Raw genomic sequence first — 10,727 nt, forward strand, 5'->3', positions numbered from 1 at the left:
CAGCACCGGGATGTGCTCGTACCGGTCCACGATCAGCTTCACGAGCCGGAACAGTAGGCCGAAGACGACGACCACGCCGAGGATCGCGATCATCAGCACGATCGCCATCGCGCTGCCGAGCGCCCAGTTCTGCGCGACGTTGAACTGGGACGCGACCTGCTGGCCGATCATGCTGCCCGCCGCGCCGCCGAGCACGCTCGGGGTGATGTAGTCGCCCATCAGCGGCACGAACACCAGCAGCAGCCCGGCGGCGATGCCGGGCATCGCGATCGGCAGCGTGACGCGGCGGAACGTCTCGAGCGCGTTCGCACCGAGATCGCGGCTCGCCTCCAGCAGCCGGTGGTCGAGCCGCTCGAGCGTCACGTAGAGCGGCAGGATCATGAGCGGCAGGTAGTTGTAGACGACGCCCAGCTGCACCGCGCCGGTCGTGTACAGCAGCTGCGGCGTGCCGAGGCCGAGGGCGCGGGAGGCGTCGGCGACGAAGGAGGTCGGGCTCAGCACGATCTGCCAGCCGATCGTGCGCACCAGGAAGTTCGTCCAGTAGGGCACGAGCACCAGCGCGACCGCGATGCCCTGGTGCTTCGCCGGCAGCTTGACCGCCATCCAGTACGCCATCGGGAACGCGATGAGCAGGCAGAGCAGCGTGCCGACGACGGAGATCTGCAACGTCCGCCCGAAGACGGTCAAAAACGTCGCGTTGAGCGCCTCGAGGTAGCGGTCGAGCGACAGCACCGAGTTGTCGTGCGTGATGTACAGGCTGGGCTTGTCGCCGAACGAGTACCAGAGGATGACGACGAAGGGGGCGACGAAGAAGAACAGCAGCCACGCCGACACCGGGACGGCGAGCACCCCGACGTTCCACCGGAACCGCCTCGCTCGGCTGCGAGGCACCGCGACGGCGACCGCGGTCACGTGCCCGCCGCCGCCTGGATCTCGTTGAAGATGGCGACGCGCTGCTCCTGCGACTTCGGCACGATGTCGAACACCAGGTTCTTCTGCTCCGCCTCCGAGTAGAAGATCAGGTCGGGCAGCTCGACGTCGGTCGCCATCTCCTTGATGCCCGTGACCATCGTGTCGTAGCCGATGTAGATCAGCTCCTTCAGCGAGACCGCCGGGTCGAGTACGTAGTCGATGAAGGTGTGGGCCGCGTCGACGTTCTTCGCGCCCTTCGGGATCGCCCAGTTGTCGAGGAACTGGCCGGCCCCCTCCGTCGGCTTGACCCACCGGTAGCGGCTCTTGTCGTCGTTCTGGACGATGCCCTGGCGGGCGTCGCCGTTCCACGAGTGCGCCAGCACCCGGCCGTTCTGCGAGATCGTGCTGCTGACGTACGACTCGAACGCCTGCACGTTGGGAGCGATGCTCTTCACCAGGAAGTCCTTGGCCTTGTCGAGCGTCGCGGTGTCGTCGGTGTTGATGTCCTCCCCGATGGAGAAGAAGTACGCCCAGAGGATCTCGTTCGGGTCGGCGAGCAGGCTCGTCTTGCCCGCCGCCTCCTTCTGCGCGGCGTCGAAGAAGTCCTTCCAGCTCGTCAGGTCCCGCTTGATCACGGTCGTGTCGTACACGTACCCGCTGACGCCGAGGGCCTTCGGCACGCTGTGCGTGTTGCCCTTGTCCTGGTCAGTGTCGAGGTACGTCGGGTTGACGTTCTTCAGGTTCGGCAGCTTGGCGTGATCGAGCTCCTCCAGCAGGCCCAGCTGCACCATCTGCGGCACGAAGCTGAGCGTCGGCACGACGATGTCGTACCCGCTCGTGCCCTTGGCCGCGGACAGCTTCGCGATCAGCTCCTCGTTGGAGTCGTAGCTGCCGAGCTTGATGGGGACGCCGTCCTTCGTCTTCGCGAACGCCTTGAGCACCGCCGGGTCGTCGTACTCGCCCCAGGTGTAGAGGTTCAGGGCGCCGCCGCCGCCGGATGAGCCGCCCGTCGACGGCGCGCACGCGGCGAGCGCCGCGGCCGCGCCGGCACCGACGAGGCCGGACAGGACCACGCGGCGGGAGAGCTGCCGCTGCATCGCGGCGGGGACGAGGATCTCGAGGGGGCGCTCCGGCACGGCGTGCTCCTTGCTGTCGGGGGCGTCGGGAAGGCGGATGGTCAGGCGGGGTAGACGAGGGGTGCGTCGGCGGGCCAGCGGCAGGTGACGACGGTGCCGATCGTCGCCGACACACCCACGCCCCACGGCACGCGGGCCATGACCTTCTGGCCGGAGCCGGTGATGGTGACGACCTGCAGGTACGAGCCGAGCCGGCTGACGCTCATCAGCGTGGCGGTGACGGCGTTCGGCTCGTCGGGCGCGGCCCCCTCCACCACGGTGACGGACTCGGGCCGGACGGCGACGGTGGCCGCCCCGCCCGCGGCGATCGCGCCGCTGCGCGTCGAGCGCACGGAGCCGTCCGCGATGGTGACGGCGGCGGCACCGGCGTCGCCGCCCGTGACCGTGCCCTCGAAGAAGTTCTGCTGCCCGATGAAGCCGGCGACGTAGGCGGAGGCGGGGTGGTCGTACACGTCCGCGGGCGAGCCGATCTGCTCGATCCGGCCGCCCGACATCACCGCGATCCGGTCGCTCATCGTCATCGCCTCCTCCTGGTCGTGCGTCACGAACACGAAGGTGGTGTGCAGCTGCTGCTGCAGCAGCTTCAGCTCGATCTGCATCTCCTCGCGCAGCTTGCGGTCGAGCGCGGACATCGGCTCGTCGAGGAGGAGGACGGAGGGGCGGTTCACCAGCGCCCTGGCGAGGGCGATGCGCTGCTGCTGGCCGCCGGACAGCTGCGCCGGCATGCGGCTCGCGAGGTGCTGCATCCGCACCATGCCGAGCGCCTCGGTCACGCGCGTCGGCACGTCGGCCTTCGGGACCTTCGCGTAGCGGAGCCCGTAGGCGACGTTCTTCGCGACCGACATGTGCGGGAACAGCGCGTAGCTCTGGAAGACCGTGTTGACCGGCCGGCGGAAGGGCGGCGTCGTGCCCATCGCGATGCCGCCGATCGACACGTCGCCCTCGTCCGGCAGCTCGAACCCGCCGATCATGCGGAGCGTCGTCGTCTTGCCGCAGCCGCTCGGGCCGAGCAGCGAGATGAACTCCCCCGCCGCGATCTCCAGGTCGAGTGACTTCACGGCCCAGCTCTTCCCGTACAGCTTCGACACCCCGTCGAGCGTCACGCGGCCCGCATCGGCGTCCCCAGCGGCGACGAGGTCGGCGGGTGGCGCGGCGAGGGCGGTGGCGGTCATCGGGTCGGGCGCTCCTCGCTGATGTCCGGCGCGGCACGGCTCCGCGGCGCTGCCCCCGAACGTAGGGGCGCACCGCGCGCGCCACAACCTCGCGACCGGACCGTGACCGACCTTTTACACGATCGAAACCGGCCTGGACCGCGAGAACCGCAGCACCGGGCGGCGCGGACGACGGATACCGTCGCCTCGGCTACTCGCCGTGGACGACCCGCCCCGCGCTCACCGTGACCGCGGTGCGCACCGTCGCGAGCTCCTCCTGCGCCAGGGCGAACGGGTCGCGGTCGGCGACCGCGACGTCCGCGCGGCGGCCGACCTCGAGCACGCCCGCCTCGTCGTGGTGGGCGACGCGAGCCGACCCGGCGGTGTACGCCGCGAGCGCCTGCTCGAGGGTGAGCGCCTCCCCCTCCCCGAGCGCGGGGCGGTCCGAGCCCGGCTCGCGGCGGGTCACGGCGGTGGCGATCGCCTGCCACGGGTCGGGCGTCGACACGGGCCAGTCGGAGCCCATCGCGAGCGGCACCCCGGCGGCCGCCATGGAGGCGAACGCGTACTGCTGCTCGAAGCGCGCGGCGCCGACGAGCGGCAGGTTCAGCTGCACCATCTGGTCGCTGCGGCACGCCCACAGCGCCTGCACGTTCGCCGTCGCGCCCGTCGCCGCCAGCGCGGGCAGGTCGGCGAGGTCCACCTGCTGCAGGTGCGCGAGGTGGTGCCGCAGCGGTGCGCCGTCCGCGGCGGCGTTCGCGAGACCGATCGCGTGCACGGCCTCCGCGACGGCGCGGTCGCCGATCGCGTGGATGTGCAGCTGGAACCCCGCCCGGGCGAGCGCCGGCGCGACGGCGTCCAGCACCTGCGGCGCGAAGTGGGTGGGGCCGAGCACGTCCGTGGGCACGCCGTCCGCGTCCAGGTACGGCTGCTTCAACGCGGCGGTGCGGCTCTCCGGCACGCCGTCGAGCATGACCTTGATGCTCGTCGCGCGGAACCGCCCGCCCGAGGGGCCGCGACGGTCCCCGATCCGATCCCTCGCGGCGACGAGCGCGGCCACGACCCCGTCGACGTCGCCCTGCGCGAAGCCGCGCTCGAGCCACAGGGCGCCGGTCACGAGCACGGACAGCCGGCCCGTGCCCACCGCGGCGAGGTACGCGTCCGTCGGATCCTTCACGCCGGAGTAGGCGCCGATGATGGCGTCCTGCCAGCCGGTCACGCCGAACCCGGTCAGGTACCGCTGCGCCTCCACGAGCGCGGCGACGGACTGCTCGTCGGTGGGCACCGGCAGCAGGTCGGCGAGCAGCTCCATCGCCCCCTCCTGCAGGGTGCCGGAGGGGGCGCCGTCCGGATCGCGGTCGATGTGCCCGTCGGCCGGGTCGGCGCTGCCGGCGTGCAGGCCGGCGGCGGCGAGCGCGGCGGGCGACACCCACGCGCCGTGGTGGTCGGCGTTGATCAGGTACACCTTGCGGCCCGGGACGACGCGCTCGAGCGCGTCCGCGCGGGGCAGGCCGCGCTCGAAGTCGGCCATGTGCCAGCCGCCGCCCACGATCCACTCGTCGGCCGGGTGCGCGTCGGCGTAGGCGCGGATCCGGGCGAGCGTGTCGTCGGCGCCGACCGCGTCGGTCAGGTCGCAGCCGAGCCGCTCCCCGCCGCCCTGGGCGGGGTGCACGTGGGCGTCGACGAAGCCGGGGCCGACCAGGCCGCCTGGCACGTCCAGCACCTCCGCGCCGCCGCCGGCCGCAGCGCGTGCCTCCGCGAGCGAGCCGACGGCGACGACCACCCCGTCCCGCACCGCGACGGCGGAGGCGGTCGGGTGCAGGGAGCGCCCGGTGAACAGGCGGGATCCTGCGACGACGAGGGGTCGGGTCATGCCTCAGCACGCTAGCGGGCGCCGGGAGCAGCGCCCGCTGGTCGGGAGAGCCTCGAGACCACCGACGGCTGGACGCTCCCAGCGGTGTCCGCCAGGATCGGCGCATGGACAACATCCTCGGAGCGGTGCTCGGGATCGTGCTGCTGCTCGCCGGCATCGCCTGCTTCCCGATCGGCTTCGCGTTCGGGACCGCCAGCTGGGAGCTGTGGCCGTTCTTCATCGTCGGGGTGCTGCTGCTGTCCGCGGCCCTGCCCGTGCCGATCTTCCTGCTCGACCGGCTCGACGGCCGGAACTGACTCAGGCGAACTCGTGCAGGCGCGCCTCGCGCGCCGCGCGCAGATGCACGGCCGCCCAGGTGCGGAACGGGCGCCACGCCTCCGACACGGTCTCCACGGTCGCCCCGTCCCCGTAGCGGGCGGCGACCTCGTCGTCGAGGCGCCGCTCGTGCAGCGGGACGGCGTCGGGCGCGTTCGCGGCACGGACGACGACGAGCTCGGCGGCGAACGGGCCGAGCCCCTTGATCCGCTGCACCGCCTCGATCGCCTGCTCCGGCGGCACGGCGCGCAGGGCCCCGCCGTCCAGCACGCCGTCGAGCGCCGCCTCGGCGACGGCGTGCAGGTACTCCGTCTTCCGGCCGGGCAGGTCGAGGTCGAGCCCGCGCAGCACCGCCGGCGCCGGCAGGGCGCCGCGGTCGCCGTAGCGGTCGGCCAGGCTCGAGCGCAGCTTCGCCGCCTGCGGGATCCGGATGCGCTGCGAGAGCACGGTCCAGACGGCGGCCTCGTACGGCGAGTGGAAGCCGCACGGCCGCAGCCCCGGCAGCTGCGCCTGCAGGGCGCCGATCACGGGGTCGCGCTCCCCCACAGCGGGCCAGCCGGTCGCGTCCACGTCGAGCGAGAGGAACCGCGCCACCTGGGCGGCGCCGGCCACGAGGTCGCCGTCGCCCCGCACCGTGATCACCGCGCGGTCGCCCGCCTGCCGCACCTCCGCCTCCGTCCGCGTCAAGTCCGCCTCCGCGAGGAACACGGTCGCGATCGCGGCGTCGCCGCCGGCCGGCAGCGCTGCCGGCGTGAAGCCCTCCCAGAAGGCCTTGCTCGTGGGCAGGGACCAGGGGCCGAGCACGTCGAGCTCGACGGTGTGCGTCGTCATGCGCCCACCATGGCCCGGGGGTCCGACGTGCGGAAGAGCGCACCGGCCATCAGCGGCGGGCGCGGGGCGCGATAGCGGTCAGAACCGCAATCTCGGCGGGGTACCGGCCCGCTCGCGGCGCGGTCGGTTCGCCACGCGATACCTCCGGCGACGCGCGGTAGCCGTGCATCCTCGCGCGGTAGCCGGGGCGTCGCGCGGTACGCATGCATACCGCGCGACGCCACACCTACCGCGCGACAGGCATCGAACCCAAACGGCCAGCGCCTCGCCCCCCGACGAGCTTCCGACTCGGACCCCTAGAGCCGGCGGCCGCTGCGCGGACTCCGAACCGGCTCCGGCACCGCACCCAGCGGCGCGCGCGCCGGCTCGCGGGCGAGCACCTCCGCCGTGTGCGGGCCGACGCCGAGCCGGACGGCCGCCGCCAGGTCCTCCGGGGTGTCGACGTCGCGGCGCAGCCGCTCGGTGCCGCGCAGCAGCCGGTGGCCCAGGTCGCGGTGCCGGGAGGCGGACCCCACGCCGAACGCGGGCAGCAGCGGCATCCCCGGCTGCCCGGTGATCATCACCGTGCCGGTGCCGTGCGCGTCCGCGACGAGGCCGAGCGGGATCTCCTCCGCGATCTCGAGGGTCCGCTCGAGGTCCTCGGAGGTCAGGGCGGGCAGGTCGCCCGCGAGCACCGCCTGCCCCCAGTCGGGCCAGCGGTCGTTCGCGACGCGGAGGCCCGCGCTGATCGCGTTGTTCAGCCCGGGGACCTGCTGCGCGACCACGGTCACGGCGACGGGCAGGCGCAGGTCGTCGACCAGCTGCGGGTCGTCGGTGACGACGAGCAGCATCCGCACGTGCGGCGCGTTCGCGACCGCGGCGACCGTGTCGCGAGCGAACGCCTCCGCCAGCGCGGCGCGGTCCTGCCGCACCGCGAGCCGCTGCTTGCCCTCGGAGAACCGCTTGATCGGGACGATCACGACCCAGTCGATCACCACGCACCTCCGTCGATCCCGGTGTCGGAGGGGTCCGAGGACTCCCGCGACGCCTCCGCGTAGCCGTCGCGGTAGCCGTCGGCTTACGCCTCCGAGCTGCCCTGCCGGAACATGTCCTCGTTGCCGAGGCGCACGACCGAGCGCGCGCCCGGGCCGTCCGCGTCGAGCACGTAGTGGTCCATGCCGCGCACGACCGCGACCGGACGGTTCGTCGCCTTGCCCTTCACGAGATCCGCGAGCGAGGCGATCTCGTCGGCGACCGCCACCACGGTCACGCCCATCGGCCGGCCGTTCGCGTCGGGCTCGCCACGCAGGTCGTCCACGACGGCGATGCCGGCGGCGCCGATCGCGATGTCGGTTTGCCCGCGGCGCCACGGCCGGCCGAGCGTGTCGGTGACGAGCACCCCGACCGGCACGCCTGACGCGGCGATCAGCGCCGTGCGGAGGCGGGCCGCGGAGGCGTCCGGGTCGACCGGCAGCAGCAGCACGGTGCCCGGCGCGACGTTGCTCGCGTCGACGCCCGCGGCCGCGCCGACGATGCCGAGCCGGTTCTCCACGATGCGGGTGAGGCCGCCCCCTGGCTGCTCGCGGACCGCGACGACCCGGACGGTCTCGTCGGTGATCGCCTGCTCGCGGTCCTCGGCGACGACCTGCCGCCCCTCCGCCTTCGACACGACCTTGCTCGACACGACGACCACGTCGCCCGCCTCGAGCGCGCCGGCCGCGGCGATCACGAGCGCCGCGAGGTCGTCACCGGCCGCGACCTCGGGCATGCCGTCCGGCGCCCAGCAGCGGACCTCCGCCACCGTCATCGATGCAGCCTCGGCAGCACGTCGCGCGCGAACACGTCGATCCACTCGCGCTGGTTCCGTCCCACGTTGTGCAGGTAGATGCGGTCGAAGCCGAGGTCCGCGTAGCGCTGCAGCGCCGCGCGATGCACGTCGGGGTCGCTCGCGATCACCATCCGGCCCTCGAAGTCCTCCGGCCGCACCAGCTTCGCCATCTGCTCCAGCTCGAACGGGCTGCGGATGTCGCCCTTCGGGAACTTCATGCCGCCGTTCGGCCACTCGTGCATCGCGTTCGCAAGCGCCTCCTCGTCGGTGGGCGCCCAGGACAGGTGCACCTGCAGCACGCGCGGCGCGAGCGCGGGGTCCTTGCCCGCCTCCCGCTGCCCGGCGTCGAAGCGCTCGAACAGGCCGGAGATCTTCTCGAGCGGCGCGCCGACCGTGATCAGCCCGTCGACCGCCTTGCCCGCGCGCTTCGCGGTCACCGGGCCGGCGGTGGCGACGAGGATCGGCGGCCGCTCGTCCATCGTCCAGAGGCGCGTGGACTCGAGCTTGAAGAACTTCCCCTCGTGCTTCACGTCCTTGCCGGCGAGGGAGCCGGTGAACAGCTTGTCGATGACCTCGATGGCCTCGAACATGCGGTTGATGCGCTCGGGCGCCTCCGGCCAGTAGCCGCCCACGACGTGCTCGTTGAGCGCCTCCCCCGACCCGAGGCCGAGCCAGTGCCTGCCCGGGTACATCGCCGCGAGCGTCGCGGAGGCCTGCGCCACGATCGCCGGGTGCCAGCGGAACGACGGCGCGGTGACGCCGGGGCCGAAGTCGCCCGCCGTGCGCTCGCCGAGCGCGGCGAGCACGTTCCAGACGAACGCGCTCTGGCCCTGCGCCGGCACCCAGGGCTGGAAGTGGTCGGCCGCCATGACGCCCGAGAAGCCCTTCGACTCGGCGTAGGCCGACAGGTCGACCGCCTCCGTCGGGTGGAACTGCTCGAGCATCGCGGCGTAGCCGATCTGGAGTGATGCCATCCGACCATTTTGGCATCCGCCGATGAGCGGTCCGTCGGCTCGCGGAGCGGTCAGGCCCGGGCGAGCACCTTCTCGACGTGGGTGCGCAGCTCGGCCTGCAGCCGGATCGCGCCGGAGGCGTTCGCCGCGAGCAGCGCGGACGCGTCGCCGGGATCCTCCCGCACGAACCAGCCGCCGATCGTGACGCCGTGATCGGGGCGCGTCAGCACCTCGATCGCGTCGCCCGCCTGCACGTCGCCCGCGGTGACGACCCGGAAGTAGAGCCCCGGCGCGCCGTGCTCCCCGAAGCGCCGCACCCAGCCCTTGACCCCCATCCGGCGCTCGAAGGTGCCGCAGGGGTTCCGCGGGCTCGTCACCTCCAGCACCGTCCTCTCGCCGATCCGCCAGCGCTCGCCGATGACCGCGGCGGAGACGTCGATGCCGCGCGTCCGCAGGTTCTCGCCGAACAGCCCGGGCGGGATCTCGCGGCCGAGGTCGCGTGCGAACCAGTCGGCGTCCTCCTCCGCGTAGGCGTAGACGGCCTGGTCCGCGCCGCCGTGCCACTTCCGGTCCGCCTGCAGGTCGCCGTGGACGCCCAGCTTGCGCACCCGCAGCGGCTTCCCGACCGGGCGCTTGTCGATGGCCGTCACGCCGATCGAGCGGTCGGGCAGCAGGGCGTGGACGGTGCAGACCGCGACGATCTCAGCCACGGACCGGTCCCTCCGGCTGCAGCGCCGCCGCGACCGCGCGCGGGACGTACTTCGACACGTCGCCGCCGAGCGCGGCGACCTGCCGCACGAGGGAGCTGGACACGTGGCTGGTCGCCGGCTGCGCGACGAGGAACAGCGTCTCCACGCCGGCCAGGTCGCGGTTCACGAGCGCCATCGGGGTCTCGTAGGCGGCGTCCGTCGACGACCGCAGGCCCTTCACGAGCGCCTCCGCGCCGACGCGGCGGCAGTAGTCGACGAGCAGGCCGGCTGACCAGGAGTCGACCTCGACCCCGTCGACCCGCGCCTCCGCCAGGGACTCGCGGAGGAGGCGCACCCGCTCCCCGACGTCGAGCAGGGCCTGCTTGCCCGGGTTGTGGGTCACGACGACGTGCAGCCGGTCGAACAGCAGCGCCGCCCGCCCGATCACGTCGATGTGCCCGAGGGTGACCGGGTCGAACGATCCCGGGACGACGGCGATCCGCATGCACCCATCCTCGCGCACGGGATTCGCGGTCGCCCAGGCCGGTCGAGCGGGTCGGCGGCGCGCGGAGCGACGGCGATCAGACCAGATGACGGCGATCCGGCACGATCGGGGCCGTCGTTCGGACGGATCACCGTCGTTCAGGCGGCACGTGCTCCACCGAGCAGTCGGCAGCGCAGGAAGTCGTGGCAGGCGCAGGCCGAACCTCGCGATCCGCCCCTGCGCCCGTCACACGGCCCTGGTCTTCTCACCGCCCCACAGCCGCCGCGCACGGAACGACGGCGATCAGACCGTATGACGGCGATCCGGCACGATCGGGGCCGTCGTTCGGACGGATCACCGTCGTTCGGCGGAGCCCCCTGGGTCAGCTCTTGTCGAGGAAGGCGCGCGACTCCTCGTCGCTGGTCCGCTCGATCGCCGCGCGGAGCACCGGGTAGGCGTCGAGGGCCGGGTCCTGCTCGAGCAGCGCCGTGGCCGCGGCGCGGGCCCGCTCGATGATCTCGCCGTCCCGGGTGACCCGCAGCAGCCGCAGCTGCGAGCGGCCGCCTGACTGGCTCG

General features: G+C 73.2%; 12 protein-coding genes. 1 reads left to right on the forward strand and 11 read right to left on the reverse strand.

Going from position 1 to position 10,727, the window contains the following annotated elements; genetic code table 11:
• The 4 genes from ACFE60_RS14205 to ACFE60_RS14220 all read right to left on the reverse strand — a co-directional run.
• On the reverse strand, positions 1-912 hold a 912-nt coding region (locus tag ACFE60_RS14205), incomplete at its 3' end, for an ABC transporter permease (protein ID WP_375389519.1).
• Positions 909-2,048: a spermidine/putrescine ABC transporter substrate-binding protein gene (locus tag ACFE60_RS14210; RefSeq protein WP_375389520.1), complete on the reverse strand. Its 1,140-nt coding sequence runs from the start codon at positions 2,046-2,048 to the stop codon at positions 909-911. The genes ACFE60_RS14210 and ACFE60_RS14205, both read right to left, overlap by 4 nt.
• Before the next feature lie 41 nt (positions 2,049-2,089).
• Entirely contained in the window at positions 2,090-3,220 is a 1,131-nt protein-coding gene (locus ACFE60_RS14215; protein WP_375389521.1) for an ABC transporter ATP-binding protein, read from the reverse strand.
• Positions 3,221-3,410: 190 nt separating this feature from the next.
• Positions 3,411-5,072, reverse strand: a complete 1,662-nt coding sequence (locus ACFE60_RS14220; RefSeq protein WP_375389522.1) for an amidohydrolase — start codon at positions 5,070-5,072, stop codon at positions 3,411-3,413.
• 104 nt (positions 5,073-5,176) lie between these two features.
• Between ACFE60_RS14220 and ACFE60_RS14225 the strand changes: the two genes are divergently transcribed.
• Positions 5,177-5,368 (forward strand): hypothetical protein, encoded by a 192-nt coding sequence (locus tag ACFE60_RS14225; protein WP_375389523.1) that lies wholly within the window; start codon positions 5,177-5,179, stop codon positions 5,366-5,368.
• Position 5,369: 1 nt separating this feature from the next.
• Here ACFE60_RS14225 and ACFE60_RS14230 read toward each other — a convergent pair whose 3' ends face one another.
• From ACFE60_RS14230 to ACFE60_RS14260, 7 genes are all read right to left on the reverse strand, one after another.
• On the reverse strand, positions 5,370-6,218 hold the full coding sequence (locus ACFE60_RS14230) for a DNA-3-methyladenine glycosylase family protein (protein WP_375389524.1): 849 nt from the start codon (positions 6,216-6,218) through the stop codon (positions 5,370-5,372).
• Positions 6,219-6,514: 296 nt separating this feature from the next.
• Positions 6,515-7,192 (reverse strand): 2-phospho-L-lactate guanylyltransferase, encoded by a 678-nt coding sequence (cofC, locus tag ACFE60_RS14235; RefSeq protein ID WP_375389525.1) that lies wholly within the window; start codon positions 7,190-7,192, stop codon positions 6,515-6,517.
• Between the two features lie 83 nt (positions 7,193-7,275).
• A complete protein-coding gene (cofE, locus tag ACFE60_RS14240; protein WP_375389526.1) occupies positions 7,276-8,004 on the reverse strand; it encodes a coenzyme F420-0:L-glutamate ligase in 729 nt (242 codons plus the stop codon).
• Complete coding sequence (locus tag ACFE60_RS14245) at positions 8,001-8,999, reverse strand: TIGR03557 family F420-dependent LLM class oxidoreductase (protein WP_375389527.1); 999 nt, start codon at positions 8,997-8,999, stop codon at positions 8,001-8,003. Before ACFE60_RS14245 ends, cofE begins: the two co-directional genes overlap by 4 nt.
• Before the next feature lie 50 nt (positions 9,000-9,049).
• Positions 9,050-9,688: an MOSC domain-containing protein gene (locus ACFE60_RS14250; RefSeq protein ID WP_375389528.1), complete on the reverse strand. Its 639-nt coding sequence runs from the start codon at positions 9,686-9,688 to the stop codon at positions 9,050-9,052.
• Positions 9,681-10,172 carry a pantetheine-phosphate adenylyltransferase gene (gene coaD, locus ACFE60_RS14255; RefSeq protein ID WP_375389529.1) on the reverse strand — a complete coding sequence of 164 codons (492 nt, stop codon included), beginning with the start codon at positions 10,170-10,172 and terminating at the stop codon, positions 9,681-9,683. Before coaD ends, ACFE60_RS14250 begins: the two co-directional genes overlap by 8 nt.
• A 361-nt stretch (positions 10,173-10,533) precedes the next feature.
• Positions 10,534-10,727: hypothetical protein (locus ACFE60_RS14260; protein ID WP_375389530.1), on the reverse strand; the 194-nt coding region annotated here is incomplete at its 5' end.

Source organism: uncultured Amnibacterium sp. (assembly GCF_964245895.1).
GTDB lineage: Bacteria > Actinomycetota > Actinomycetes > Actinomycetales > Microbacteriaceae > Amnibacterium.

Bases quoted from the DNA above. Each gene is read 5' to 3' on its own strand.
- ACFE60_RS14245 (WP_375389527.1), bottom strand. From the start codon at position 8,999: ATGGCATCACTCCAGATCGGCTACGCCGCGATGCTCGAGCAGTTCCAC.
- ACFE60_RS14230 (WP_375389524.1), bottom strand. From the start codon at position 6,218: ATGACGACGCACACCGTCGAGCTCGACGTGCTCGGCCCCTGGTCCCTG.
- ACFE60_RS14220 (WP_375389522.1), bottom strand. From the start codon at position 5,072: ATGACCCGACCCCTCGTCGTCGCAGGATCCCGCCTGTTCACCGGGCGC.
- cofE (WP_375389526.1), bottom strand. From the start codon at position 8,004: ATGACGGTGGCGGAGGTCCGCTGCTGGGCGCCGGACGGCATGCCCGAG.
- ACFE60_RS14225 (WP_375389523.1), top strand. From the start codon at position 5,177: ATGGACAACATCCTCGGAGCGGTGCTCGGGATCGTGCTGCTGCTCGCC.
- coaD (WP_375389529.1), bottom strand. From the start codon at position 10,172: ATGCGGATCGCCGTCGTCCCGGGATCGTTCGACCCGGTCACCCTCGGG.
- ACFE60_RS14215 (WP_375389521.1), bottom strand. From the start codon at position 3,220: ATGACCGCCACCGCCCTCGCCGCGCCACCCGCCGACCTCGTCGCCGCT.